Below are 26838 nucleotides of genomic sequence, written 5' to 3'. Positions count from 1 at the left end.
TTTAATTTTGTATGTATATATTTAATTATGTTTAGAATTTCAAAAATTTAATTTTTTTCTTAGTAGCTCTATTTCAGTGATGACTATTTCTGGCACAAGCTCCTTCATACAGGCATGTGTTTTTATAGGACATACTCGCTTCATGCATGGCATACACTCTAAATTTAAGTGCACTATCTTTGCACCTTCGTCTTGCCAAGGGCTGGTCTCTTTAAATTTTGTCGGTCCAAAAAGAGCCACAAGTGGCACTTTATAGGCAGCTGCGATATGCATAGGGCCACTATCATTTGTCAAAAAGATGCCATTTTTTATAGAACCTATAACTTCGCAAAGCTCTTTTATGCTCGTTTTTCCGGCTAAATTTTCACATTTCATACCATTTTGCAAGAGCGTTTGCTCGATTTCATTGCAAATCTCAAGCTCGGCTTTTGAGCCAGTGATCTTTACATCAAATTCATCTTTAAAGTGCAATGCAACCTCTGCAAAATAGTGCGGATACCACCTTTTGGCACTTCCGTAGCTAGCACCTGGATTTAGCACGAGGAGCTTTTGCTTACTTTTTTTGGCTTCATAATAAATTTTTAGTTCGTTTGAAATTTCTTTTAAATTCAGGCTTTGCTTTATAAAATTTAGATATTTTTGCACCTGATGCAAGCTCTCGCTACTCTTTTTAAAGCAAAATTTTTGCGTTGCTTTTAGAAAAAATAGCAAAAATTTACTAGCAAATGAGCTTCTAAAACTAATAGCAATATCAAATTTTCCAAGCTTTCTAGCCGTTTTTATAAGGCTTAAATATCTTGAGTTTTGTTTTTTACTATCGTCAATGACTACTTTTTCGCACTTTGGATGTGATTTATAAAGCTCACAGGCCACGTAAGAGCCAAAAAATACAATATTTTTAGCATTTTTACTTAAATTTTCTATCGCTGCGCTCGCCATCACAGCATCTCCAAGCCAAGTTGGAAGCTCTATAAAAACTCTCACTTTTGCTCCAAATTTAGTACTTCGTTTATGGTTTCAAGAGTTTTGCTTGCATTTTCTTCTATACTAAATTTTTGCGAAAGTAAAAATGACTTCTCTTGCAGCTCTCTCATCATGTCATTATCATTAAGCACCTGCTCCACTAGCTCCAGTATACTTTCATCATTTGGTTCACGCATGATAAAACGATTTTCTAAAATTTCAGCAGCTCCATTTTGAGCCGTTGTAAAGACAATATTTTTAAAACTAAGCGCCTCTAAAACGACATTTGAAAATGGCTCATAGTGTGTTGGAAATATAAAAATATCGCTTGCTTCATAAAATTTGGCAGTCATTTTTTGCTCACCTGTAAAAAATGCATTTATCTTTAGCTTTTTTGCTAGCTTCTTATATGAATTTAAATTTTTATCTTTGCCTACTATTAGCGCATTTACTGGCGTTTTTAGCTTTGAGACAAGAAGCAAAAAGTCCTTTGCTCCTTTTCTTTTAAAGCCATTTCCTACAAAAAGCACAATTGGTAAATTGTAATCAAGTCCAAATTCTTCGCATACGCTAAGTTTTGCTTCTCCTTTTTCTACTTTTTGTGGCAAATTTATACCGTTGTAAATGGTAACGATCTTTGACTCATCGACACCATAAGCTGAGATGATTTGCTCTTTTATGTAGTTTGAATTTGCGATTATCTTTTTAGAATTTTTAAAGCAACGTTTTTCTAGATATGGATAGACAAAATTTAGAGGATTAACCCACCAAAATGGCTTTGTGGCACGATAAATTTTATGTACGCCGTCCCCTGCTCTATAAATATCTGCGCAGCTCACTCGCTCCAAGCTAAAATATATCTCATCACTTTGTTTTTGGCGTTTTACTTGTGCGTTAAATCTCAAAGCCTTTTTCCATGACGAGATCCTAGCCTCTCCTAGATATGAGCGTATAGATGTATCTATACCTACGTCTTTTAGGGCTTTGGTAAGCCTCCTTAAATAGCGTTCGGCACCACCGACTGCGTTTGGATTGATACGTAAAAAAACTATTTTTTTCATGACCTCAAAGCTTTTTATTTTTGTGATTTTTCATTTGTAATGTCCGCCATAATATCAAAAAATTTTATAAATCAGCCTATTTTTTGCCTAAATTTCATAAAATTACACAAAGGATAAAAATGAAAACACTTACGATTATTGACACTTTTGGTTTCTTTTTTAGGCTCTACTACGCCATGAGCGGACTTAAAAACCGTGAGGGCAAGCCAAGCGGTATGATTAGTGGCTTTGCAAATTTTATAGCAAGCCTCAAGGATGAATACCAAAGCGACTATCTCATATTCGCACTTGATAGCAAAGGTAAGACCTTACGTCACGAAATTTTAGGTGATTACAAAGCAAACAGAAACGAGCCACCAGCTCAGCTAAAAGAACAGCTTCCAGTTTGCATAGATATGATAGAAAAAATGGGACTTTACAGCCTTAGCCGCGAGGGCTACGAAGCCGATGACATCATCGCAAGTGCGGTTAAATTTTGTAAAGATAAAGATATATTTGTGCGAATAGTCACCCACGATAAAGACCTTTACCAACTCATAGAGGACGGCAAAGTGAGCATCTACAGCCCACAAAGCAAGATCGATCATGATAGTGCAAGCTGCTTTGAAAAGTATGGCGTCTATCCAGCTCAAGTAAGGGACTTTCTAGCCATCGCAGGCGATAGCTCGGACAACATCCCAGGAGTCAAAGGCATCGGTGCAGTGGGAGCTAAGAAGCTTTTGGCTGAGTATGGCAGTCTAGAGGGAATTTATGAAAATTTAGCCCTTCTTAGAAACGAGCGTACTAAAAATATGCTAGCAGCTGCAAAAGACGAAGCATTTTTGAGCAAAAAGCTGGCCACTTTATTTGATGACGCAGTTAGTTCATTTGATCTTGAACACTCTAAATTTCCAGAGCAAAATCCTTTGATAAACATCTCAGAAATTTTAAAAGAGTACGATCTAAACAGACTTCTTAAGAGCTTGCAAAAAGAGGAAAATGCTGAATTTAAGCTTGGCTTTAGAGCAAATTTGCTTCTTGATGAGGCTAGCATAGAAAAACTACTTTCTAACATCACACCAGAGACTATCATCGCCTTTGACACCGAGACCACAGGCGTTGATAGCAGGAGCGCAAAGATCGTTGGATTTAGCTTTTGCTTTAACGACGAGGACGCCTATTACGTGCCAGTAGCTCACAACTACCTTGGTGTGCCACAGCAAATTAGCCTAAAATTTGCCACTTGGGCGGTAGGGCAAATTTATAAAGGCTGCGTGATCGGACAAAATTTAAAATATGACTTTGAGATCGTGAAAAACAACCTAGGTCTTAATCCCCCAGCAAATTTTAAAGATACGATGATACTTGCGTGGCTTAGCGATCCAAACTCAAGTGTCGGCATGGATGCACTGGCAAAGAGGCTTTATGACTACGACACGATCAAATTTGAAGATGTGGTCAAAAAGGGGCAGACTTTTGGCGATGTACCGCTAGAAAATGCCGCCAAATACGCAAGTGAGGACGCTTGGATAACGCTTAAATTTTATAAAACTTTTTTAAACACACTTGATAAAAATTTACTAACCCTTGCCGATACGCATGAGTTTCCTTTCATCCTCACGCTCTTTGACATGGAGCAAAACGGCATCAAGATAAATGAAGCTAAGATGCAAAAGCTCATCCTTGAAAACGACACCAAACTAAAGGCGCTAACAAGTGAAATTTACGAGCTAAGCGGCGAAAATTTCAACATAAACTCCGTAAAACAGCTTGGCGTTATACTTTTTGAGCACCTAAAACTCCCTACCAAAAAGAAGACAAAAACAGGATATAGCACCGATGAGAGCGTGCTAGCTGAGCTTACGGACGCTCATCCGGTGATAGAGAAAATTTTAGCTTACCGCGAGCTATATAAACTGCAAAGCACCTACTGCGAGCCACTTTTAGCGCTTGCGAAAAAGGACGAGGGCTCGCGAATTTACACGAGCTTTTTACAAACTGGCACGAGTACCGGCAGGCTTTCAAGTAAAAATCCAAATTTACAAAATATCCCAGCTCGTGGCAGCCTCGCAAAAGATGTCAGAGAGTGCTTTGAGGCGCGTGAGGGCTATAGCTTCGTGGGGCTTGACTACAGCCAGATCGAGCTTAGACTGCTAGCTCACTTTAGCCGTGATCCTGCGCTGCTTGAGGCGTTTAAAAATGATGAGGATATCCACGCAAGGACGGCTATTAGTATATTTGGTAGCAGCGACGGGCAAAATAGAGCCGTGGCAAAGAGCATAAATTTTGGCCTCATTTACGGCATGGGCTCAAGCAAACTGGCAAATCAAGTAAATATCACAAGAGCCGAGGCAAAAGAGTATATAGAGCGCTATTTTAAGGCATTTGCGACGATCAAAGAGTTTTTAGAGAGCATAAAAATTTCAGCTAAAAACGATGGCTTTGTGCAGACACTACTTGGCAGAAAGCGCTACTTTGACTTTAAAAGCGCTACGCCTATGCAAATAGCTATGTTTGAGCGCGAGGCGGTAAATACGGTATTTCAAGGCTCCGCAGCAGACCTTGTCAAGATGGCGATGGTAAAAGTTAGAGCAAATTTAGATGAAAATGCCAAAATGTTGCTTCAGATACATGATGAGCTGATCTTTGAAGTAAAAGACGAGTTTGCGCAGGAATTTGGCAAAGCGACACAAAGGACGATGGAGGAAATTTACACGTTAAATGTGCCACTTAAAACATCGCTAAATATCGCCAAAAACTGGGGCGAGCTAAAATAGATAGATAAATTTTGCTGGAGCTTTTAAGATGATTAGCTCCTGCTTTATACTTAAAAAATAAAGCTGTGATTTATCGCTATATCTTTGGACTTTTATACTTTTGTAAAAGGCAAATGATATCAGTCAAATAAGCTAGCAAGCAGCCCAACGCGTAACATACGATGTCGCTAACGTCAAATGTTCCGCCAAAGACTATGCGTATTATTAAATTATGAATATCTAAAATTTCAAGCACTTTAAAGTATTGTAAAATTTCTATAAATAGCGAGAAAATAAATATTTCAAACGCTAAAATTTTTGGTGTAGTTTTAAACACGGCTCGTCCAAATGCGTAAAGCATCGCCGTAACTAGCACATCACCCAAGTAATGGCGCACAAAGCCACCTTTAACAAAAGCTGCGATATAAATTTCGATTGCTAAAATCACGACTGCTACGACTAAAAAGGACAATCTAACTCGCAAGCTATGTCTCATTTTCTCGTATTGAAAAGATTTGTATATTTTTCGTTTTACTTGCATTTTTTTATTTATTTGAAATTTTACTTTTTTACAAATTAGAAATGATATCCATACCATCTTTAAAGCCAGGATTGTACTGGATATATTTCTCGCCCACAAATGTATTTATAACTTCTACCATATGCTCGTCAAAAAGAGCATTCCATTAGGTTTTACTTGAAATGACCAAAACCCGGTTATTCCATGAATTGTAACAGATAATAGCAATATTGCCAAATAAAGGAAATTTCTTAATTTTAAAATTCTTTGACAAAAAATATCAATCAAAATGGCTTTTGAAAATATTTTTTAGACACTTAATAACTTTTTGGTTTAAGGACAATGAAATTTATGGATTAAAATTTTTCTATCAAATCTTTAAAAATTTCATAAAGTTTATTTACTTCGTGGGCGCTAACTCGTTCGTTTTTGGCGTGTATGCGGTCGTTTATGACGCCAAATTCTATTGCATCTATGCCAAATTCAGCAAAGTGCCTTGCATCGCTTGTGCCACCTTTTGTATTTAGAACCGGTGTGACACCGGTAATTTTTGCGACAGAGGCCATTAAATTTTTTACGATTTTGCTATCTTTATTTGTTAAAAATCTCTTTGAGCTTTGCTTTATACTAAGCTCGTAATCAAGCCCATCTAAAACGCCTCTAAGATAGCTCTCGACGTCATTTACGTCAGTTAAATTTGAGTTTCTAACATTAAACATTATGCTAAGCTCGCTTGGCGTGACATTATAAACTTGCATACCACCTCTGATATCAGTTACCACGATCTTGCTTGGACTAAAAAACTCGCTCCCAGCGTCCATATCGTGATCAGCTATCTTATTTAAAAGTGGAGCTATTAAATTTACCGGATTTACACACTTTTCAGGATACGCCACGTGCCCTTGAATGCCCTTTATCACGATCTTGCCATTTATTGAGCCACGTCTGCCAACTTTTATGCTATCGCCAAATTCTTTATCGCAAGTTGGCTCAGCCACTACGCAAAATTTTGGCAAATCATTTATTTCGCGTAAATATTCAAGTGCTAAAGGCGTACCATATGTGCCATCGCCCTCTTCGTCGCTTGTTAAGATGAGGCTTAGTTTACCATTAAATTTCGCATCTTTAGCAGCACAGATAAAAGCAGCCACGCCACTTTTCATATCCTGTGCGCCTCTTGCGTAGATGTAGCCATCTTTTTCATATGGTGTAAATGGCTCGCTATCCCAGCCCTTACCTGGAGGCACGACATCAACATGCCCTGCAAAAGCTAGATGCTCGCCATCACCATAAATTTTAGAAAGTATGAGATTTTTGGTGCCATTTTTTTCTATAAATTTCGCCTCAAAATCAGGTAAAAATTTAGCGATAAACTCTAAGCTTCCAGCATCATTAGGTGTGATAGAGCGAAAGCTTAAAAGCTCCTTTAAAAAGCTAATTACCACTAAGCACCTTATGAGCCAGCACGCTCTGGTGCACCAAAATAAAAGCCCTGGAACTCATCTATGCCGATCTCTTTACAGATTTCAAATATCTCTTTTGAATGCACATATTCAGCAATAGTTTTTATACCAAGGTCTTTTGCAAATGCCACGATCGCACTTGCGATAGAGTGTGAATCTTTATTTATGTCTATATCTTTTATAATAGAGCCATCGATCTTCACGTAGTCAGGCTTGATCTTTATGATGTAAGAAAAATTTGAATATCCTGAGCCAAAATCATCGATAGCGATCTTTGCGCCCATGCTTTTTACACGCTCGATAAAATTTGAAACTCTCTCTAAATTTTTAAGCTCTTCATCTTCAACGATCTCAAATACTACTCTGCCAGCAACATTGTGCTTGTTCAATAAATTTAAAACAAGTGAGCTAACATCACCATCGATCATATCTCTACTACTTAAATTTATAGAAAGTACTAAATTCTTATCCTCTACAAGCTGTTTAAAACACTTTTTAATGAGTTGTTTCTCAAGATCAGCATAACGCTTAATGCGCTTTGAGATATCTAAAAAGACATTTGGTGATATAACGTCGCCTCTATCTAAAAGTCTTATCAAACATTCATATTTTACAGGTACCTTTTGATCATTAACTATCGGCTGAAAATAAGGAACAATATTGTTGTTTATAGTGGCGTATTGTATCAGTTTAGAGCGTTCTATTTGAGTTGCGTATTCCTCTTTTTGATTTAGCCCTTTAAAATAGCAAACATAGTCTTTATCTTGCTCTTTTGCTGTTTTTAATGCTATTGTTGCTTTTCTTAGTGTTTGGTCACTATCAAGAGCAAAGCCTATCGTGCTATGTATCTCGATACCTTCTATCTCTCTACCATCTTCATCGACTATACTTAGCATACGGCCTTTAAAAATTTCTATCAAATCTTCAACCATATCTTCATATCTATCGATAAAGCTATCGCTATCTTCTACCAGAGCAAACCTATCTGCTTCTATACAGTAAGCCTTCATATTCTCGTTTTTGGCAAATTCACTGATCAAATCAGCCATCTTGACCAAAATCTGATCACATGCAAATTTACCGTAAAAGTCATTCATCTTACCAAAATCATCAATATCTATAAGCACTACTTTAGGATTTTCATAACTATTAATATCACGCACCAATGCTGTTTTATTTAAAAGTCCAGTCATCGGATCGATATAAAGCTTTTCTCCAAGCTCTTCTATCTGTTTTTTAGTATCTGTTTTTAATGCGTTATAGTTATTTTTTTCTTTTATGTACTTGACCGCATACCATATACAAGTAGACAAAGCAACTATTGCGCCAATGAGGCTTAAGATGAATGTTAAAGCCATATTGTTTAAAAGCCACTCAAAAAAGTACTCATCATGCGTGCCAGTAATACGTTGATCGACCTTTCCTTTAAAGCCTAATATATACTCTCCAACTGGCACAAACATACAAACTTGAGCGGCATTTTCTGGCAAAATTTTTGCCCAAAAATAATCTTTTTGGAAATTATGAGCAAAGATGTTTCCACAGCTTTTGTCATTAAACTCTTGATTTATTATTCTTTTATCTGAAGACGCTACGACCTTGTATCCATTTTTATTATCATCCTTTAATAAAAGAACATCACCCATAGCACTATCATTAATGTAAGATTGGAAATTTGCGACATCATATTTGCTGACATTTTTGAAATAATCAACATATTGATATGTCAAATAATCAACTTTCTTTCGAAGATTAAAACCATTTTCAGCAGAAGCATTATTAAATTTAAAATAAAAAACTGCCAGGTTTTCGACTAAAAAAATACTTCCCAAAACAAACACTAAACCTATAATCGTTTTAATGATGTTTAGATTTTTACCAGTTTGCTCGTCCTTGTTACTCAAAAGTTACTTCCCTTGTTTTGTGTAATTGCCCTGATTATATCAACCTTAAAATAAATTTTAACTTTTGGAAAAAAGTTAAAGCCTGACTATTTTAGCTCCATATCCGCCTTGATTTGCCGGTGCGTCAAAAAATTCTTTCACGCTTGGATGCTCTTTTAAGAAATTTTTAACTGCAAAGGCAAGCTTACCAGTGCCGATGCCGTGAAATACGCTAACCTCGTCAAATCCCATAACAAGACTATCTGAGATAAATTTATCAAGCTTTGCTATCGCCTCGTCAGCTCTCATGCCGTGCAGATCAAGCGAGAGCGAGGCTGTTTTTGGCTTATCTACGCTTAAACTTACGCCGCCTTTTTTAGGCAAGACCACTTCGTTGCCATTTTTTCTTAAAAGCTCAAGTGGTACGCGTAAATTTATACCATTTGACTCGATCATCGCGTCATTTTTAGAGATGCTTAAAACCGTACCTTTTATATTTTCATACTTCACTCTATCGCCTATTTTTAGGCTCTCGCACTCAGTTTTCTTAGGCTTAACGATGGCAGCTTTTTTCTCATTTGCCACGTTTAGCGCTCTTTGCTTGTCCTTGACATCTTTGAAATTTATAACAGCTTTTGCCGCATTTATCGCTTCATAATACTCTTTTTCAAGGCGCGAAATAGTCGCATTTAGCTTGATCTCATTTTTCTCTTTTAGCTCTTTTTGCTCCTCAAGCAAGCGCTCCAGCCGCTCCTCTTTTGCCGTGACCTCTTTTATCCCATCGTCAAGCTTAGTTTGTAAATTTAGCGTCTTTGTGATGATCTCGTTTAAATTCTCTTTATCTTCGCCATAAATTTTCTTTGCCTGCGCCACTAAATTTTGAGATATGCCGTATCTTGCCGCTGTTTCAAAGGCGTAAGACTTGCCGATCGTGCCCTTTAAAAACTCAAATTTAGGTCTTTGTGCCACCTCGTCGTAAAGTGCCGCCACTAGCTCAACCTCTGGATTTTTAGCTAGCAACATCGCAAGGCGCTTGTGGTGGGTCGTGATGATCATTTTGATATCTTGAGTGATGAGGCGCTCTATCATGACGCCATACAAGCTCGCAGCCTCCTCAAAATCGGTGCCAAGCTCGATCTCGTCGATACCGATGATGATCGATTTTTTAGTAAAAAGCTTTGCAAAATGCACCATCCTGCCAGCAAAGGTCGAGATGTCGTTTTTCACACTTTGCGGATCTTCTATGATCGCGTCAAATTCTTTAAAAGAGCCGATGCTTGAGCGGTTTGCATCGATACGCATAGGTAGTAAATACTTTGCAAGCAGCGTGGCTGAGATGATAGATTTTAAAAGCATCGACTTGCCACCAGCATTTACACCGGTTATTAAAAGCACCTTTTTGCTAAAATCCACACTCACGCTTTTTGGGTTTTTAAGCGCTGGGTGGGCAAATTTCTCAAGCTTGATAACATGCGAGCTGTTTGGCAAAACAAACTCATAGTCACGCGATCTAGCCAAATTTACGCGCGCCTGATACGCATCAAACTGATCAAATGCGTTATTTATAAATTTCAAAAAGAGCAGGCTCTTGCTCATCTGCAAGCTAAATTTCTTGCAGTGCTCAAAAATGATCTCCTCTTTTCTATCAAGTAGCTCGCTTTGCTCCTTTTTTAGGCGCTCAGTACTTGCAGGTGCGACGTAGAAGTAGCCGCCTGAGCTTCTAGCGATCACGGTGCCTTTTAAGGCGTGATTAAAGCCGCCACGCACCAAAAGTGCCTCTTGCGAGTTGATGTAGTGCGTCTGGGTATCGACTAGATAGGGCGTGATGTGCTTTGAGTAGATGAGCTTTTTAAGCTCAGCGTCGATCTGGCGCTTTTTCTCGCTAAAAGCCTGCTTTATCGCGTAAAATCTCTCATCCACGCTGTCACTAAACTCGCCATTTTCATCAAAACTGTTTGCCATCTGGCTCATCGCTTCAGGGATCTCAACCTTTGCGATCCACTCCCCAAGTCTGCCTTCAAATTTTTGCTTTTTTAGATATGAAAAATACTTAATGATCTTTGCAAACTCGTAAATTTCACTGATGTGAAGCACTGCTTGCTTGCTAAGTCTAATTAGCGCATCATCAAGCTCTTTTATCTCATCAGGCGCTTTAAAATCATACTTTGAAAGCTCGCTAATGTTTTCAAAGTGGATTTTGCTGTCACCTTGCAAAAATAGCGGTTTTTGCCTTGCTAAAAAGGAGTTAAATTTCTCTAAATACTCGCCCAAATCGAGCTTTAAAAATATCTCTTCAGTCATTGCTCACAACTTTTTATAGGCACGATGACGCCTGAGAGATCACTAAATTCTCTTTTAGCCAAAAATGACGCCGTGCCAAATTCGTAGTTAAATTTCTCCGCGCTCACGTTGTATTCGCCACATTTTAGCACTTTACCCTGCTTAAAGTCAGTCACTAGCTTTGAGATGGCGTCCTCGTTTTTGGACAAATTCTCCTCGTAAAAATAGACGCAAACAAGGATCGCTACAAGCACTGCGCTAACGAGCGCTTTTATGCTTTTGCTGATCTTTTCATCTTTTATCCCCCAGATCGCTCCAAAAAGTACGATAAAGCCAGCGATTAGGATCAAATTTCTTACCATTTCACGCCTTTATACTTTGCGATGAGCTCTTTGTAAAGCTCAGAATGAGGATTGATCTTTTCTAAAATTTCAGCCCTAACCTCACTGATATCTTGCTTTTCAACTAGTAAGCAAACAGCCATATACGGGGCATTCGGTAACATATCTTTTATCTGAGTGCTATTTAGTTTTTGCGACCTTGCAAGCGCGATCAAGATATCTTTTTTGCCTAAATTTATAAGGCTTGAAATTTCGTCTTCACCAAGCTCTTTTTCTTTTATCTCTTTTAAAATTTCATTTTCATCTTGAGGCTTGAAAGTGTTTAGATCCATTAATATCCGCCCCTTAGCTGCACGCTGATATCACCCGCTCCAAAACCAACTACGATGCCATCACTTAGGCGGTTTTTCACGCCAAATTCATCTGTAAATTCTATGCCCTCTTCAACCCTCTCGACCTTATCAGTAAAGATCGGGTTATACTCGCTAAACTCGCTCTTCATATCAACTTCGATCGGACTTTCTCCAGCTGCATAAACTGGCAAGATGACAAGTTCATCAACGCCTTTAAAGCACTCTTTAAAGCCAGGTAAATTTGTGCTAAGTCTTGTGTAGCGGTGTGGCTGAAATATTGCTGTGACGCTGTTTATGCCTAAAATTTTAGCGTATTCAAAGACTGATTTTAGCGTCGCTTTTATCTCGGTTGGATGGTGCGCGTAGTCGTCGATTAGGACGAAATTTTTGTTTGCGCTAAGGATGTCAAAACGCTTTTTGATACCTTTAAAATTTAGTAAATTTTCTCTGATGTCTTTAAGTGGCGTCTCGTGCATCGCAGCTAAAATTGCTAAAGATGCGTCTATGGCGATGTGCTCGCCCATGCCAAAGGCTTCAAATTTGCCTAAATTTTTAAGGTTAAAGCTAGTGTATGGCTGATAGTCTCTTACAACCATCGTAAGCTCGGTGATATCGGTGCTTGGATAAAGTCTGATCGCATCAAGTTTAAGTGTGCTTAAAAACTCGTCCTCAGCATTTATCACCCTAACCTTTGCACGCTCCAAAAAGCCCTTGTAGGCTGCGTAAAATTTAGCTAGATCATAGTCATAGTGCTCCATGTGCTCTGGCTCTGCATTTGTGACGATGGCTAGATATGGGTTTGAGTTTAGAAAGCTAGAGTCACTCTCGTCTGCCTCAAATACGACGTTATCGCTTTTAGCGTAGCGCATGTTTGAGCCAAACTGTTTTGAGATGGCGCCGATGATGACTGAGCCTTCTATTAGGCTTGCTAGCATCGCTGAAGTCGTGCTCTTGCCGTGTGCGCCAGCTACTGCAAAGACGCACTTATCCTCAAGCACATAAGGCAAAATTTCCTTTCTAGAAAAGCACTTTATGCCCTTTCGTCTGGCCTCCACTAGCTCAATGTTATCCTCTTTTATCGCGGCTGAGTAGACCACAAAGTCTTGGTCTTTTATCGCCTCTTTACAGTGTGGCGTGATGACTTCGATGCCTTCATCTTTTAGCTCTAGCGTCGTTTTGCTCTCTTTGATGTCGCTGCCGCTTATCTTGTGGCCCTTTTCGCGTAAAAATCTAGCGATGGCTGAGATGCCGATGCCGCCGATGCCTATGAAATGGACTTTTCTGATCTCGTTGTTTAGCTCTTGCAAATTTTATCCTTAAGTTTTTCGTGATTTTAACAAAAACTACTAAATTTAAGGCTGAAAATGGCTTTTATTTGCTTAAGCTAAAGCTTTCATCTATCAGATTAAAAACGGCTTTTTGTGAGATTTTGGAGTTTAAATTTACACTTATCCAGTGCTTTTTATTCATGTGATATGCTTTAAAAATTTGCTCTTCATCAACTAGCACCATGGCTAGATCAGGGCTGCATTTTAGATTTAAAACTTCTATCATTTCGTCACTTTCAAGACCTAGCTTGCTTGCACTTATATCCATAAGCAGTGCAAACCACTTCTCATTTTTCTTATGGCGAAAGGCGCTAAAATTTGGATATTTTGGGAAAATTTGCTCGCCCAAAACGTCAAATTTCTCTTTTATATATTTTTCAATCTCGCTTCGTTTCAAATTTCACTCCAAAATTCCTTTAAAGAGCGCTCATTCTCGTAGTCGTGATGTCACATTACCCAACTCGTAATCGCGATAACTTTTGCTAAATTTGCTCTTTTCTACCTAGGCACAGCGCTTCATCTTTTAAATTTCGCCTCTATCTGCATAAAACCCCAAGTGCTTCTAGCCTCGCTAAGCTCCTTTTTGCTAAGCTCATCTATCATCATCTCTTCATTTTTACCAAGCCTATTTTTAACTTCACCAAACGGATTAATAAGCATCGAATCGCCGTAAAAGCTCCACTGAGCATCGTCACTTTTATGGCTTCCTACGCGGTTTACGCGCAGCACGTAGACGTTGTTTGTAAAGGCTCTAACCTTCAAAAGCTCCTCCCAGCGCGTCTGAGAAAAAAATGTACAAGCCGTTGGCACGAGCACGATATCGACCTTTTTAGCGCTCATATACGCCCAGCACACATCAAAGTGCGCCTCATAGCCAAACATGACGCCAACCTTAAATTTCTCGTAGGTAAAGACAGGCAAATTTAGCTCATCGCTTGTGTTATTAAAGAATTTCGCCTCATTCCAGTGAGCGTAAGGCATGAGAATTTGCTGATCATATAGCTTTACTTGTGTTGGGGTAAATTTAGCTAGACTTTTAAAAATTTCCTTGCCTTTTAGATTTACAATGGGTGCAACGATATTTAGATTATACTTTTTTGCCATTGCAAAAAGAGCCTCTTTCTTGCGCTCGCTCTGCTCTTTTATAAGGCTTTTTGGCATGCTAATGAGCTCTTTAAAAAAGCTATTTAGCACGTATTCACCAAGCACAACAAGTCTTGCATTTTCGTCCGCACAAATTTTTAGATAATAATCAAGCCTCGCCTCACTTAAAGGCTGAGTTGGTAGCTGAAGAGCACAAATTCTACTCATCATCCACCTGCTTTATGCTAAGTTTTGCGTTTTCTAAAATTTCTCTTGCTTCATTTAGTAGCTTTTTGCCCTGCTTGTGTAGCTTTATACTATTTTCTAAGCTCACATCATCTTTGTTTAGATCGTTTAAAATTTTATCTGCTAGGGCTAATTTTTCTTCAAAGCTTTGCTCTTTTTGCTCCATTTTCTATCCTTTTAATATATTTTTTATATATCCATCAAATTTTTCTATCTCGACCAAAAACGCATCATGGCCGTAGTTACTATCTATCTCTACAAAATTTGTCTTCAACTCTCGCCCCATCTCACAAAGTGCGTCATAAATTTCTCTCATGCAGCTTGGAGGAAAGAGTAAATCGCCCTTAAATGCGATTAGATGCAAATTTGCTTTGATCGGCGCAAGGGCGTCTTTTAGGTTATCATAGTGCCTTGTACAGTCAAAAATGTTCATCATTTTTACGATATATAGGTAGCTTAGCGGATCAAACCTCTTTGGGAAGTTGTAACCGTTGTACTCCATGTAGCGATCCACCTGAAAACGTCCAGAAAGCTCGTAAAGGCCGTCAGTTTCTACGTAGTTGCGTCCAAATTTATCATCCATGCTATCAGGGCTTAAAAAGCTGATATGACCTGCCATCCTGCCGTAAGCCATACCCTTTAGCCCATTTTTTCTTATAAATTCCACATCGTATTCGCCATTTTTGAAATTTTCATCGTTTAAAATGGCTTCGATGGCGATTTTGTTAAAAGCTATCGCCCATGGCTTGGTCTGATAGGTACTTGCAAGCATGACGATATCCTGCGCAAATTCTGGAAACTCGATAGCGTAGCAAAGTGCTTGCATACCGCCAAGACTACCACCTATCACGGCTCTTGCTCTTGTGATGCCAAGCTCGCTAAATAGCCTCATCTGCGCTTTTACTACGTCGCTTATGGCAAGGACTGGGAAATTTAGCCTATACTCTTTGCTACTACTTCTATCCACGCTTAGTGGCGAGGTCGAGCCAAAGCATGAGCCTAAGATATTTACGCAAATAACGTAAAATTTATCCGTATCGACCGCCTTTTTGCTGCCTATTAGCCCGTCCCACCAGCCAGCTTTCTCATCGCCTGCGTAGGTGCCAGCAGCGTGGTGCGAACCAGTTAGTGCGTGGCAGATCACGATAACGTTGCTTTTGTCAGCGTTTAGCGTGCCGTAAGTCTCATAAATAAGCTTGAAATTTGATAGCATACGGCCACTCTCAAGATAGAGTGGCTCGTTAAATTTAATAGTTCTAGTTTGCAGGTTTAACACTAATTAACTTTGTAGTTTGGTGCCTCGTGTGTGATAACTACGTCGTGGACGTGGCTCTCTTTTAGTCCTGCGCTTGTTATCTCGACAAATTCAGCTCTTTCTTGAAGAGTTGGGATATCTTTTGCACCGACATAGCCCATAGCGCTTCTTAGGCCGCCTATTAGCTGATGGATCACATCTTTTATACTGCCAGCAAATGGCACACGACCCTCGATACCTTCAGGCACAAGCTTGTCTTGAGCGGTACCCTCTTGGAAGTAACGGTCCGAGCTACCCTTTGTCATAGCACCGATCGATCCCATTCCACGATAGACTTTGTACTGGCGACCTTGGAATGTTATAAGCTCGCCTGGGCTTTCCTCGCAACCTGCAAGCAAGCTTCCCGCCATAACGCAAGCTGCACCTGCCGCAAGAGCTTTTGCCACGTCGCCTGAGTATTTTAAACCGCCATCTGCGATAACTGGGATGCCATATTTCGCTGCTTCGCTTGCGCAGTCGTCAATCGCTGAAATTTGAGGCACGCCAACACCAGCAACGATTCTTGTGGTACAAATAGAACCTGGTCCGATACCTACCTTTATGCCGTCCGCTCCTGCTTCTGCTAGGTCTTTTACGGCTGCTGGATTTGCGATATTGCCAGCTACGACATCGACATTAAAATTTGCTTTTACCTCTTTTAAAGTGTCGATGATGCCCTTTGAGTGGCCGTGAGCTGAGTCGATGACGATGACATCTACACCAGCATCAACAAGTGCTTTAGCGCGCTCTATCTGACCCACGCCAATAGCCGCAGCCACGCGAAGTCTGCCATAGCTATCTTTATTTGCATTTGGATACTCTTTGCGTTTTTTTAGATCTTTTATGGTGATAAGGCCATCAAGTCTGCCATCTTTATCGACGATAGGTAGCTTCTCAACCCTGTTTTGAGAGAAAATTTTCTCCGCATCATCAAGCGTGCAGCCCTTTGGTGCAGTGATAAGCGGTGCTTTTGTCATGCGGTCTTTTACCAAAGTGCTCATATTTGTCTCAAATCTCAAATCGCGGTTTGTTAAAATTCCTATTAGTTTGCGGTCTTTGTCGATGACTGGAACGCCTGAAATATGAAGATCTGACATAAGGCTTAGAGCTTCAGCCACGGTCGCTTCTGGATTTATAAAGATAGGATCGATGATGACGCCACTTTCGCTTTTTTTGACGCGCTTGACCTCTTTTGCTTGGCTTTCGACGTCCATATTTTTGTGGATGACGCCGATACCGCCAAGCCTTGCCATCATGATAGCAGTTCTATGCTCAGTCACCGTATCCATCGCAGCAGAGACGATCGGGATATTTAGCGTGACATTTTTGCTGATCCTGGTTTTTACATCAACTTGCTTTGGCAAAATTTCAGAGTATTGCGGTACAAGAAGCACATCCTCAAATGTTAAAGCTCTCTTTACTATCTTCATATTTTTATCCTTTTATTAAATTTTCTAGGCTCTTAGCACCATTTATCAAGGTCTGTTCGTCCCACGCTTTTGCGATGAGCTGGGCGCTCACATTTAAATTTTGATCATCTTTACCAACTGGCACAGAGATAGCTGGTAGGCCTGCTAAATTTACGCTGATCGTGTAGATGTCGCTTAGATAGGCTTGAAGCGGATCGCTGTGTGCTCCAAATTTATAAGCTGTGCTTGGGGCAACTGGCATGAAGATGAGATCATTTTCTTCTAAAATTTTCTCGTACTGAGCTTTTATATGCGCTCTTGCTTTTTGCGCTTTGATGTAGTAAGCATCATAGTATCCGCTACTTAGGACAAATGTACCAAGCAAAATTCTCCTTTTTACCTCTTCGCCAAAGCCTTCTGAACGTGAATTTACATATAGCTCTTTTAAATTTCTAGCCTCTGCACGTCTGCCGTATCTCACGCCATCGTAGCGGCTTAAATTTGCGCTTGCCTCTGCGGTTGCGATAATGTAGTAGGCAGCGACATCATATTTTGAGTCTTCAAAATTTGTGTAAGTCACGCTGTGTCCGTGTGATTTTAACTTCTCTATCGCTAAATTTAAAGCAGCTTTTGTCTGCTCGCTTGCGTTTTCTACGTAATTTTTGATGACGCAAATTTTTAGCTTTTTGTTGCCATCTATCTTGTCGCTAACGCTAACAAAAGGCACATCTGCGCTCGTACTATCTTTTGGATCGTGTCCAGCGATCGCGTCATATAAAATGGCTGCGTCTTCTACGTTTTGAGCGATTGGGCCTATCTGATCAAGGCTGCTTGAGTAGGCGCCAAGGCCATATCTGCTCACTCTGCCATAAGTTGGCTTAAGTCCCACACATCCGCAAAATGCCGCTGGCTGGCGGATCGAGCCACCAGTGTCGCTACCAAGTGCGGCTACTGCAAGGCCAGCTGCGACTGCTGCTGCTGAGCCGCCGCTACTGCCACCTGGGACGTGAACGTGATTTAGTGGGTTTAGTGTTTTGCCGTAAAATGAACTCTCAGTCGTGCTTCCCATCGCAAATTCGTCCATATTTGTGCGGCCAAATGGAGCTAAATTTTTGCTAAGTAGCTTCTCAATGACAGTTGCGTTATATGGTGCTACGTAGCCTTGTAAAATTTTTGAGGCACTTGTTACATTCCAGCCTTTTACCTGGATGTTGTCTTTTATAGCGATAGGCACGCCTTCGCCTAGTTTTGCGATCTCTAAATTTGCTAGCTGCTCGACATAAGCGCCAAGTTCTTTTTCTTTTATGATCTTTGCCTCAAGCTCGGCTCTTAAATTTTTTATCTCTTCAGCTGAAAATTTCAAAGCTTCTTTTAAAGTTACCACTATTTTTATCCTTTAAATTTATTAACCAAAAATATGCCAAACAAGCTAACAACGACCACCGCAGCGATCGTTGCTATTATGATAGTTGCGCTTACTGGCTCACTTAGCACTTATGACCTCTTCGCATCTTGGGCATAGCGCATCTTCTTTGCTAGCGTTAAATTTCCAGCATCTTGGGCATTTGTGAAGGTTACTTGCTATGATCTTAAATTTATCACCCTCCAGCTCAAACTCAGCTAACGGCTCGCTATCATCGTAAGCTTTAACTGAGCTTACCATGTAAAGATCGGCCACTTCGCGCTCGTCGTAGCCTGTGATACTGTGGCTTGTTGTCTCTAGGCTTAGCTCTAGAGTTGATTTTATCTTTTTGTCCTTTTTAAGAACGTCCACGATCTCGTTAAATTTCTCCCTGCTGGCAAAAAGCAGCTCATCTTCAAAGCTAAGATCAAATTTGATTGGCTCATAGACTAGATCAAACGCGTCTTTTGCCTCGCCTTTGATGATCTTTGGAGCATAATCCATCACCTCATCAACGGTGTAAGTAAGCGTTGGAGCGATGAGTGGAAGTAGTGTTTTTGTGATGATCGCCATTGCGCTTTGAGCCGACCTTCTTCTTGGAGCATCTTTTGCGTCGCAGTAGAGTCTATCTTTGCAAACGTCAAGATATACGCCGCTAAGATCGGCTGATAGGAAATTTAAAAGGATGTTAAAACCCTTTGAAAAGTCGTAGTTTCTAAAGCAAGCGCTCGCCTCATCAAAGACTTTTTTAGCGCGTGCTAAGATCCACTTATCAAGGATGTTAAAATCCGTTTTTAAGATCTCAAGGTCATTTACGTTTGCTAGTAAAAAGCGGATCGTATTGCGAATTTTGCGGTATTGCTCGCTGATTTGTTTTAATATATCTTCGCTTATTTTTAAATCGCTTGAATAATCACTCATGCCAACCCAAAGGCGTAAAATTTCCACGCCGTGAGTCTTAGCCACATCTTGTGGAGCGATGACGTTGCCCTTACTCTTGCTCATCTTCTCGCCCTTAGCATCGACAGTAAAGCCGTGAGTTAATATGCTTTCATAAGGTGCGTGAGAATTTACAGCTGTGCTTACTAGAAGCGAACTTTGGAACCAGCCTCTGTGCTGGTCTGAGCCCTCTAGATACATACTTGAAGGGTATTTGCCAGCGTCGTAGTTGTCGCTTTGCAAGACCGCATGCCATGTCGAGCCACTATCAAACCAAACATCAAGGATGTCCATCACTTTTTCTAAATTTTCAGCCTTATATTTTGAGCCTTTTGGCAAAAGCTCGTCTATGCTTAGCGCCCACCACGCATCAGCGCCTTTTTCTTTAAAGATAGACACGATGTGGTCTAAAATTTCACTATCAAATATAACTTCTTTTGTCGCTTTATCTCTGAAAAATGCGATCGGCACGCCCCAGTCACGCTGACGAGAGATACACCAGTCTGGGCGATTTTCTATCATTGAGCCTATTCTTTTTACGCCAACGCTTGGGTAAAATTTAACCTTTTCAAGCTCTTTTAGCGCTGTTTGTCTAAGCGTTTTTCCGCCTAGTTTTGCCTCATCCATAGCTATAAACCACTGCTTTGTGGCTCTATAAATGACAGGCTTATGCGTTCTCCAGCAGAATGGATAAGAGTGTCTAAATTTAGAGACGCTAAGTAAATTTTTGCCAAGTAGCTCTAAAATTTTCTCATTTGCTTTAAAGATGTGCATACCTACAAACTCGTCTACCACGTCACTTCTAAATAATCCGTGATGTTTTAGGCTCTCATCGTAGCAGCCGCCATCATCAACTGGCATCAAAATTTCACTAAAGCCATATTTCAAGCAGACGTAGTAGTCGTCCTCGCCGTGTCCTGGAGCTGTATGAACAAGTCCAGTACCACCATCCATCATAACGTGATCACCTAGTAAAAATCGCGACTTTCTGCCGTTTAGTGGATTTATCGCGTGAGTGTTTTCAAGCAGGCTTGATTTAAACTCTTTTTTGATCTCACCCTTGCTTAGACCGCTTTGCACAACGCTTTCAAGTAGTGGCTTTGCAAAGATCAAATTTTCAGCTGTTAGCACATAAATTTCATCTGGTTTTAGGCTTATGGCTTGATTTGCTGGAAGTGTCCAAGGCGTGGTCGTCCAGATGACAGCGCTTGCCTCTTTTACGCCAAGCTTTTCTAGCGCGTCGCCATCAAGCTCAAATGCTACGTAAATAGAGTAGTCCTCTTTCTCCTCGTACTCAACCTCAGCTTCAGCTAGCGCCGATCTAGCCGCCCAGCTCCAATAAACTGGCTTGCTTCTTTCAACCAAAAGGCCTTTTTTAGCGATCTCGCAAAGCGCTTTGTAGATGTCAGCCTCAAACTCAAATTTCATCGTCATGTATGGATTTTCAAAGTCGCCGATGATGCCAAGGCTTTTAAATTCATTTCGCTGAATGTCTATAAATTCTCTCGCGTGCTGCCTGCAAAGCTCCCTGATCTCGACCTTGCTAAGCTCTTTTTTCTTATCGCCAAGCTTTACTTCGACTTGCTGCTCGATAGGTAAGCCGTGGCAGTCCCAGCCTGGCACGTAGCGGACGTTTTCACCGCAAAAATAGTGCGTTTTTGTGATGATATCTTTTAAAATTTTATTTAACGCGTGACCGATGTGTAGGTGGCCGTTTGCATACGGAGGGCCGTCGTGGATGTTGAAGTTTTTAACCGCATTTTGGCGATTTTTCTTCATTTTTTCATAAACCTTGCGCTCTTCGTACCATGATTTTAGTCTTTGCGGTTCATTTTGTGGGAGATTTCCGCGCATCGGGAAATTTGTCTCTGGGAGTAAAAGTGTCTCTTTGTAGTCCATTTTTTACCTTGATTTTAAAATTTGCTAATTTTACACCTGTGCTGGTTAAATCACACTGAAAAATAGTATAATGAGGCAAAAAAAGGAGCTTAAAAATGAGACAAAGTATCTTGATAATAGGCGAAGATCTTGAGATAAATAGAGAATTTCTAAACTACATTTTTCAAAGTTACGAGGATCATTTTGGCGAGCTTGGAGTGGTCAGTTTTGCTCCCAAAAATAGCAAAGAGCTACCTTTTATCATCGAAAATTTATCAAAAGATTACGACTTTGTAAGCATTTTTGGCTCAGATGAAAATTTTGCCATCGCTGCAAAGATCGTAGCGACGCTAACTGGGGGCTCGCTCGAGCTAAAAGATAGCACGACCCTTGCGCTTAAAGATAGCTTAGACTACTCTAAAAATAGCTTTTTAGCCAGCCTAAATAACGCTCAGATAAATCTCATAAAAGCTAATCCAAATGAAGAACTGGGCGAGTTTCTCACCGAGTATGAGCCTGATTTTAGCTACTTTCATCTAATAGACATCGACGCAGATAGCGCGAAGATCCTTATGCTGCCACTTGCTAAAACTTATGAGGTCGATATCACTCTTGCGCAGATCCTGCCAAATTTAATACTAGTAAGAGCAAAAAGCAACAAATTTGGTCAGATCGAGAGCTTTTTACAAGGTGTAAAAACGCTATTTTCGCAAAAATTTATCCCGCAAAAAGATGTGATCAAATTTGTAGCAAAAAAGCTCATGCAAAAGGGGCTTAAAATTTCATTTGCTGAGTCTTGCACGGCTGGGCTTGCGGCGGCTAAATTTGCAAGATATGGCGGCATCTCGGCTAGCTTTGATGGCTCATTGGTGACTTATGCAAACCACATAAAACACGAGTGGCTAGGCGTTGAGGATGAGATTTTAGATACTTACGGAGCCGTGAGCGAGCCTTGCGTAAAAGCGATGATAAAAGGTACGCTAAGCACGACAAATGCGGACTTCGCGCTTGCTATTAGCGGTATAACAGGACCAGGTGGTGGCACAGCTAGCAAGCCAGTTGGCACGGTATATGTCGCAGCTGGCGATAGAAACGGCAACATCGAGGTTGAGAGGCTACTTTTAAAAGGGGAGCGCAACTACGTTAGAGAGCAAAGCGTGCTAAGTGCCTATCTATGCCTACTTCGTCTAAAAAGCGAGATATTTTTCGCGTAAAATTTCGCTTTTACTAAAAATTTATAAAAGTCTTACGCTAAATTTAATGAGCCAAAATAAAATTCGGCAGCGATTTTCTAGCAGAAGATCAAAAATAAAAAGCCAAATTTGGGAGGCTAAAGATGTTTAAAAAGATATTGTTTCTAGCCGTTTCTTCGTTATTTGCATTTGGTGCTGAGACACAAGCGGGCGAGATAAAAGCAAGCGACTCGCCCTTTGGTTACGCTAGCGTTGGAGCAGAGCAAAATTTTGGCGGATACGCCGGCAAAGAGAGCAAAGAAGTCGTCGTAAAAGATAGGCAAGAGCTCGTAAAATACGCTCAAATGGGTGGTTACGTAATCTATGTGGATGGCCTCATAGACCTTAGCGAAGGTAATATCCCGCAAAATAGCAAGAGCGAGGGGTTGGATAAATTTGTAAGCGAGATTAGCGGTGGCGAGTTTAGCTCTTATGCCAAATTTATGCAGGCTTACGGCACCTCATGCCGTGCAAATTTAGACGGTTCGCAAGATCCAAAGTTAGCAGCGCTTCGCAAAAATTTAGCCAACGAGTACAAAAAGCTCATCGTAGTGCCGGTAGCTAGTAACACCACAATAATCGGCTTAGGCGAAAACTCAGGCATAAAAGGCGGCTCGCTTTTGTTAAAAAATGTCCAAAATATCGCGATCCGCAATATGAAGATCGAAGATGCTTTTGATCCATTTCCAGATATACAAAAAAATGACGGCTTTAATGCGCAATATGACGGCGTCAGCATAGAATCAAGCAAAAACATCTGGGTAGATCACTGCCATTTTAAGGACACGGTCGAGCTTGGTCATGTGCATTTAGCAGGCGGAGAGCTTACTAAATGGCAAACCTATGACGGACTATGCGATATCAAGGGAGACAGTGCAGCTATCACGATCTCGCACAACATCTTTGAAAACCATGACAAAACGATGTTAATTGGCTCAAGAGACTCTGACGGCAGCAGCGAAACAAGGACTATAACGGTCGCTCATAACGTTTTTGACAACTGCGCACAACGCCTACCTATGGCACGCAATGCAAAGGTGCACGTCTATAACAACTTTTATGACTCAAAAGATGGCTTTTATGACCAAAAATACGCCATTGGCGTGCGCTTTGGCTCACTAATATACGCTCAAAACAACTACTTTACAAATGGCGTCAAGATAAGCTACAAGTGTAACAAAGGCACCATTTTTGAAAGCGGCAACATAGACCTTTCAAAAAAAGGCAGCGTTTGCGAAAAGCTAACCAAGCCGCCATTTGAGCCTCCATATAAATTTGAGCTCCTCAAAGCCTCAAGCGTCCAAAACGAGGTAAATCAAAACGCAGGCACAGGCAAACTAGCCGTCATAAAATAATATCACCAAAGCCCCAAGCAAGCCACTTGGGGCATGAAAATCAAACTAAATTTTTATATTTTTACAAGATAAAACGCTAGCGCATAGCCCATATATCAGCACGCAAAGGCTAACGCTTAATCCAAATACGCTAAGAGCGGCAGTCTGACTAAAAGATAGCGTAAAAAACGAGATAAAACTCGTGATAAATGCGCAAAATATCCCATAAATTCGCTCTTTTTCGCTAAGACTCTCATTTAGCGCAAATATCATGTAATCAATCCCCACAGCGCTTGCAAGGATGAGCCCAAAGACGCCAAAAATGCTTAAATTTACGCCAAAAACGGCAAAGATAAAGATCGTAAGAAGCACGCCAAAGATGATGACACCCATCACAAGTACCGAAATGATCGCACTAAAATAAACCCAAAGCAGTAAAAATGCTACCACAAGCGCTGCTATTTTTAGCTTTAGAGCAAGCTCTTTTGCCTGAGTTAGGCTCTCATTTAGCGAGTCAGCAAAATTTAGGCTAAAAGCGTTGTGGCGCTTCAGCACCTCATCACTTTGCGCCCCTTTTACAAAGCCACTCGCGTAAGCCACACTTGTATTTTCATCAAGCATAAATTTCTTAAAATCCTTCATTGATTTTAGAGCTAAAATTTCTTTTTTAAATCTTTGACTCCGATCTTTTCTTTTGAAATGGCTAAAGCTGCGATATTTTTTTATGAGAAAGACAGATTTTACCTCGCATCTTTGCTTTAAATTTTAAGTAGCGAGATATTTTAAATGAGTTTTGTTTTATTAAATTTGGGTATTTTTTTACTCTTCTGCGATCTTTTTTATCTAGCATTTTTGGGCTAAATTTCTCACTGCAAAAGCTGATAAGTAGATGAATTTCACCCCTTTTTATAGGCATTTAATCTCTTTTTATAATTTTCATCAAACTCTAATGCTTTTTCAAACTCGGCAGTAAATGCTCTAAGGCAATCATTTTTTTGCTGGTTTTCATCGCCAAATGATCTGATACGTGACGTAAAAGTAATCTCATCTTTTCTAAAATCAGCCTCTTTTAGATCAAAGTTTAAATTGCTCATTTTGCTATTTAAGATATGCAAGGCACATTTTCTTGGCCCAAAGATAAAATTTTGCCCGTTTAAGGGCTTTAGGCTTCTTACTAAAACGCCACCATAAAGCGATGGCTCGCTTTTAAAAGATATGTCAAAGCCAAAGTTATGAAAGTAAATCTCTCCTGCCTCACACTGCCTTTTGTAGGTATTTGCGTCAAAACAAGTATAAATTTCAAGCTCGCTAAATTTATACTCTTTGCCAGAAACAATTAAAACTTTACTTTGCATAAGCTCGCATAAAAAGCTCTGAAATTTCTTATCAAAAAACTCTTTAAAACCAGTAGTACCAACTATCTCTTGCTTTATATTTTTATCTAGAATTTTAAAGTTATTTTGTTTAAGTAGGCCAAATTTTTCTTTATCAAAATGACTTTGCTCTAAAAATTTACTAAGCACTGCCACTAGATCAAATTTAGCAAAATGGCTTTTAAGCAGCTCACCAGCTAGCATCTTTGCTCCTAATTTTTTTATATTTTAAAAGATTTGAGCTTTACAAGCTAATTTTTGATGAAATTTTACCAGCTGCCACTTGCTCCGCCTCCGCCAAAACCGCCTCCGCCGCCACTAAAGCCACCACCTCTTGAACTGCTTGAATGGCCACTGCCACTACCATTTGAGTCTGATCTATCTCGTCTGAAGCCACTATATGTATTTTTGCTTTGAGTATTTTTTTTAAAGGCATTTTTTAAAATAATAAAAAATATTACAAACACAATGGCAAAGACAATGAAGTAATTTTGCACGCCAAAAAATTGCTCAAATACCGTAGATATCAGCCCTGCAAAACACGCACTAAAGCCAACTCGCATAAAAAATTTACCTAAAAAGCCAGAGATAAAACACGAGATCATGCCAGCAAAAAAGGCAACTATTCCAAAAGGTATCTCTTCATCATCACTCGCACTTTCAAATTCTTCCCCACTAGCCACTTTTATGATGGCTCTTATGCCCTCTATCACGCCACCACCCATATCGCCTTGCTTAAATTTAGGCACTATCACATCATTTATGATCTGGCTTGATATAGCGTCAGTTAGCATGCCTTCAAGTCCATAACCAACTTCTATACGTACTTTTCTCTCGTTTGGAGCGATTATTAAAAGCACTCCATTGCTGCTTTGTTTTTGTCCCAGCTTGTAGCCTCTAGCTATCTCAAGAGAGATCTCTTCTATGCTTTTATTTTCTAGTGATTTAAGAGTCACGATAGCAATTTGCGTCGTACTATTTTGCTCGTAATTTTGCACCAAGCTTAAAAGCTCAGCTTTCTCATTTTTAGAGAAAATTTGAGCCTCGTCATTTATCTGCTCATTAAAATTTATGGCAAAACAAAAGCAAAATGTAAAAAATAAAAGAGCAAAAATTTTCTTCATCATTTCTCAAATGAAACTTTTGGATTGATCTTCTCTTCGTTGCTTATTTCAAGATTTTGTTTTGGCTTTAGCTCAGGATAAAAAGTACTTGCTATAAATTTATTTGGAAAGCTTCTAAGGGCTACGTTATACTCTTTTACAGCTTCGATATAATCATGCATTGCTACGCTTATGCGGTTTTGCGTACCTTCAAGCTGACTCTGAAGAGATAAGAAATTTTGATTTGCTTTTAACTCTGGATAGTTCTCACTAACTGCCATAAGCCTGCCAAGTGCCAAACCAAATGAGCTTTGTGCTGTCATAAATTCTTTCATCTTAGCTTCATCGCTAAGACCACTTGCATCAATGCTTACTTGCATGCTCTTGCTTCTAGCATTTGCCACATCTTCAAAAATTTTTTGCTCATGAGCTGCGTAGCCTTTTACAGTTTCAACCAAATTTGGCACAAGCTCGGCTCTTCTTTTATATTGATTTAACACCTGCGACCACTTTGCATTTACATTTTCATCAAGTGCAACAAATGAATTTATATACTTAAAAGCGCCAAAAGCAAGTGCAGCAATAACTATAATAACGGCTATTAAATTTTTCATATTT

At 39.9% G+C, this 26838-nt stretch carries 23 protein-coding genes; 3 read left to right on the top strand and 20 right to left on the bottom strand.

Annotated elements, in window-relative coordinates; genetic code table 11:
* Positions 1-39: 39 nt before the first annotated feature.
* Positions 40-984 carry a lipopolysaccharide heptosyltransferase II gene (waaF, locus tag CVT17_RS02190; protein ID WP_107769722.1) on the bottom strand — a complete coding sequence of 315 codons (945 nt, stop codon included), beginning with the start codon at positions 982-984 and terminating at the stop codon, positions 40-42.
* On the bottom strand, positions 981-2024 hold the full coding sequence (locus CVT17_RS02185; protein ID WP_107858586.1) for a glycosyltransferase family 4 protein: 1044 nt from the start codon (positions 2022-2024) through the stop codon (positions 981-983). Before CVT17_RS02185 ends, waaF begins: the two co-directional genes overlap by 4 nt.
* A 119-nt stretch (positions 2025-2143) precedes the next feature.
* Here CVT17_RS02185 and polA point away from each other — a divergent pair, with 119 nt between their 5' ends.
* A complete protein-coding gene (gene polA, locus CVT17_RS02180; RefSeq protein WP_107769724.1) occupies positions 2144-4780 on the top strand; it encodes a DNA polymerase I in 2637 nt (878 codons plus the stop codon).
* 76 nt (positions 4781-4856) lie between these two features.
* Here polA and CVT17_RS02175 read toward each other — a convergent pair whose 3' ends face one another.
* The 14 genes from CVT17_RS02175 to ileS form a co-directional block, all read right to left on the bottom strand.
* Complete coding sequence (locus CVT17_RS02175; RefSeq protein WP_230853309.1) at positions 4857-5255, bottom strand: DUF2809 domain-containing protein; 399 nt, start codon at positions 5253-5255, stop codon at positions 4857-4859.
* Between the two features lie 380 nt (positions 5256-5635).
* Positions 5636-6724: a succinyl-diaminopimelate desuccinylase gene (gene dapE / locus CVT17_RS02170; RefSeq protein ID WP_107858585.1), complete on the bottom strand. Its 1089-nt coding sequence runs from the start codon at positions 6722-6724 to the stop codon at positions 5636-5638.
* 8 nt (positions 6725-6732) lie between these two features.
* Positions 6733-8646, bottom strand: a complete 1914-nt coding sequence (locus CVT17_RS02165) for an EAL domain-containing protein (protein ID WP_107858584.1) — start codon at positions 8644-8646, stop codon at positions 6733-6735.
* A 75-nt stretch (positions 8647-8721) separates the two neighbouring features.
* The gene (locus tag CVT17_RS02160) at positions 8722-10926 is read right to left on the bottom strand and encodes an endonuclease MutS2 (protein ID WP_107858583.1); all 2205 of its coding nucleotides are present in this window, start codon (positions 10924-10926) and stop codon (positions 8722-8724) included.
* Positions 10923-11267 carry a hypothetical protein gene (locus CVT17_RS02155; RefSeq protein ID WP_107858582.1) on the bottom strand — a complete coding sequence of 115 codons (345 nt, stop codon included), beginning with the start codon at positions 11265-11267 and terminating at the stop codon, positions 10923-10925. The genes CVT17_RS02160 and CVT17_RS02155 overlap by 4 nt, the downstream gene beginning before the upstream one ends.
* Complete coding sequence (locus CVT17_RS02150; protein ID WP_107775872.1) at positions 11261-11578, bottom strand: hypothetical protein; 318 nt, start codon at positions 11576-11578, stop codon at positions 11261-11263. The genes CVT17_RS02155 and CVT17_RS02150 overlap by 7 nt, the downstream gene beginning before the upstream one ends.
* Positions 11578-12885 carry a UDP-N-acetylmuramate--L-alanine ligase gene (murC, locus tag CVT17_RS02145; RefSeq protein WP_107858647.1) on the bottom strand — a complete coding sequence of 436 codons (1308 nt, stop codon included), beginning with the start codon at positions 12883-12885 and terminating at the stop codon, positions 11578-11580. The genes CVT17_RS02150 and murC overlap by 1 nt, the downstream gene beginning before the upstream one ends.
* An 85-nt stretch (positions 12886-12970) precedes the next feature.
* Positions 12971-13324, bottom strand: a complete 354-nt coding sequence (locus CVT17_RS02140) for an MmcQ/YjbR family DNA-binding protein (protein WP_107775871.1) — start codon at positions 13322-13324, stop codon at positions 12971-12973.
* A 119-nt stretch (positions 13325-13443) separates the two neighbouring features.
* Positions 13444-14238 carry a carbon-nitrogen hydrolase family protein gene (locus tag CVT17_RS02135; RefSeq protein ID WP_107858646.1) on the bottom strand — a complete coding sequence of 265 codons (795 nt, stop codon included), beginning with the start codon at positions 14236-14238 and terminating at the stop codon, positions 13444-13446.
* Positions 14231-14422, bottom strand: a complete 192-nt coding sequence (xseB, locus tag CVT17_RS02130) for an exodeoxyribonuclease VII small subunit (protein ID WP_107858581.1) — start codon at positions 14420-14422, stop codon at positions 14231-14233. Before xseB ends, CVT17_RS02135 begins: the two co-directional genes overlap by 8 nt.
* Positions 14423-14425: 3 nt before the next feature.
* Complete coding sequence (gene metX / locus CVT17_RS02125) at positions 14426-15532, bottom strand: homoserine O-acetyltransferase MetX (RefSeq protein ID WP_107858580.1); 1107 nt, start codon at positions 15530-15532, stop codon at positions 14426-14428.
* Complete coding sequence (gene guaB, locus CVT17_RS02120; RefSeq protein WP_087576644.1) at positions 15532-16980, bottom strand: IMP dehydrogenase; 1449 nt, start codon at positions 16978-16980, stop codon at positions 15532-15534. Before guaB ends, metX begins: the two co-directional genes overlap by 1 nt.
* 4 nt (positions 16981-16984) lie before the next feature.
* Positions 16985-18343 (bottom strand): Asp-tRNA(Asn)/Glu-tRNA(Gln) amidotransferase subunit GatA, encoded by a 1359-nt coding sequence (gene gatA / locus CVT17_RS02115; protein ID WP_107858579.1) that lies wholly within the window; start codon positions 18341-18343, stop codon positions 16985-16987.
* A gap of 99 nt (positions 18344-18442) precedes the next feature.
* Positions 18443-21199, bottom strand: coding sequence for an isoleucine--tRNA ligase (gene ileS, locus CVT17_RS02110; RefSeq protein WP_107858578.1), 2757 nt, complete (start codon positions 21197-21199; stop codon positions 18443-18445).
* A 95-nt stretch (positions 21200-21294) separates the two neighbouring features.
* Between ileS and CVT17_RS02105 the strand changes: the two genes are divergently transcribed.
* Together CVT17_RS02105 and CVT17_RS02100 are read left to right on the top strand one after the other, a co-directional pair.
* Positions 21295-22392 (top strand): CinA family protein, encoded by a 1098-nt coding sequence (locus CVT17_RS02105; RefSeq protein WP_107858577.1) that lies wholly within the window; start codon positions 21295-21297, stop codon positions 22390-22392.
* 122 nt (positions 22393-22514) lie between these two features.
* Positions 22515-23765, top strand: coding sequence for a pectate lyase family protein (locus CVT17_RS02100; protein WP_107769734.1), 1251 nt, complete (start codon positions 22515-22517; stop codon positions 23763-23765).
* Positions 23766-23810: 45 nt separating this feature from the next.
* Here CVT17_RS02100 and CVT17_RS02095 read toward each other — a convergent pair whose 3' ends face one another.
* From CVT17_RS02095 to CVT17_RS02080, 4 genes are all read right to left on the bottom strand, one after another.
* Positions 23811-24365: a hypothetical protein gene (locus tag CVT17_RS02095; RefSeq protein ID WP_196373575.1), complete on the bottom strand. Its 555-nt coding sequence runs from the start codon at positions 24363-24365 to the stop codon at positions 23811-23813.
* Positions 24366-24640: 275 nt separating this feature from the next.
* Positions 24641-25321: an ABC transporter substrate-binding protein gene (locus CVT17_RS02090; RefSeq protein ID WP_107769736.1), complete on the bottom strand. Its 681-nt coding sequence runs from the start codon at positions 25319-25321 to the stop codon at positions 24641-24643.
* Positions 25322-25386: 65 nt separating this feature from the next.
* Positions 25387-26241 (bottom strand): TPM domain-containing protein, encoded by an 855-nt coding sequence (locus CVT17_RS02085; RefSeq protein ID WP_159070449.1) that lies wholly within the window; start codon positions 26239-26241, stop codon positions 25387-25389.
* A complete protein-coding gene (locus tag CVT17_RS02080) occupies positions 26241-26834 on the bottom strand; it encodes a LemA family protein (protein ID WP_107769738.1) in 594 nt (197 codons plus the stop codon). The genes CVT17_RS02085 and CVT17_RS02080 overlap by 1 nt, the downstream gene beginning before the upstream one ends.
* Positions 26835-26838 lie beyond the last annotated feature (4 nt).

The organism is Campylobacter concisus (assembly GCF_003048775.2).
Classification (GTDB): domain Bacteria; phylum Campylobacterota; class Campylobacteria; order Campylobacterales; family Campylobacteraceae; genus Campylobacter_A; species Campylobacter_A concisus_I.
Note: the sequence above shows the minus strand (reverse complement) of the source record. Positions and strands in the feature narration are given on the sequence as shown.

What these genes read in the sequence shown, in the direction of transcription:
- polA (WP_107769724.1), top strand. Translation starts at nt 2,144, where the DNA reads ATGAAAACACTTACGATTATTGACACTTTTGGTTTCTTTTTTAGGCTC.
- CVT17_RS02150 (WP_107775872.1), bottom strand. Translation starts at nt 11,578, where the DNA reads ATGGATCTAAACACTTTCAAGCCTCAAGATGAAAATGAAATTTTAAAA.
- CVT17_RS02160 (WP_107858583.1), bottom strand. Translation starts at nt 10,926, where the DNA reads ATGACTGAAGAGATATTTTTAAAGCTCGATTTGGGCGAGTATTTAGAG.
- CVT17_RS02100 (WP_107769734.1), top strand. Translation starts at nt 22,515, where the DNA reads ATGTTTAAAAAGATATTGTTTCTAGCCGTTTCTTCGTTATTTGCATTT.
- CVT17_RS02090 (WP_107769736.1), bottom strand. Translation starts at nt 25,321, where the DNA reads ATGCTAGCTGGTGAGCTGCTTAAAAGCCATTTTGCTAAATTTGATCTA.
- CVT17_RS02155 (WP_107858582.1), bottom strand. Translation starts at nt 11,267, where the DNA reads ATGGTAAGAAATTTGATCCTAATCGCTGGCTTTATCGTACTTTTTGGA.
- CVT17_RS02080 (WP_107769738.1), bottom strand. Translation starts at nt 26,834, where the DNA reads ATGAAAAATTTAATAGCCGTTATTATAGTTATTGCTGCACTTGCTTTT.
- CVT17_RS02185 (WP_107858586.1), bottom strand. Translation starts at nt 2,024, where the DNA reads ATGAAAAAAATAGTTTTTTTACGTATCAATCCAAACGCAGTCGGTGGT.
- xseB (WP_107858581.1), bottom strand. Translation starts at nt 14,422, where the DNA reads ATGGAGCAAAAAGAGCAAAGCTTTGAAGAAAAATTAGCCCTAGCAGAT.
- CVT17_RS02105 (WP_107858577.1), top strand. Translation starts at nt 21,295, where the DNA reads ATGAGACAAAGTATCTTGATAATAGGCGAAGATCTTGAGATAAATAGA.
- CVT17_RS02085 (WP_159070449.1), bottom strand. Translation starts at nt 26,241, where the DNA reads ATGAAGAAAATTTTTGCTCTTTTATTTTTTACATTTTGCTTTTGTTTT.
- guaB (WP_087576644.1), bottom strand. Translation starts at nt 16,980, where the DNA reads ATGAAGATAGTAAAGAGAGCTTTAACATTTGAGGATGTGCTTCTTGTA.
- CVT17_RS02175 (WP_230853309.1), bottom strand. Translation starts at nt 5,255, where the DNA reads ATGAGACATAGCTTGCGAGTTAGATTGTCCTTTTTAGTCGTAGCAGTC.
- CVT17_RS02135 (WP_107858646.1), bottom strand. Translation starts at nt 14,238, where the DNA reads ATGAGTAGAATTTGTGCTCTTCAGCTACCAACTCAGCCTTTAAGTGAG.
- ileS (WP_107858578.1), bottom strand. Translation starts at nt 21,199, where the DNA reads ATGGACTACAAAGAGACACTTTTACTCCCAGAGACAAATTTCCCGATG.
- CVT17_RS02095 (WP_196373575.1), bottom strand. Translation starts at nt 24,365, where the DNA reads ATGCTTGATGAAAATACAAGTGTGGCTTACGCGAGTGGCTTTGTAAAA.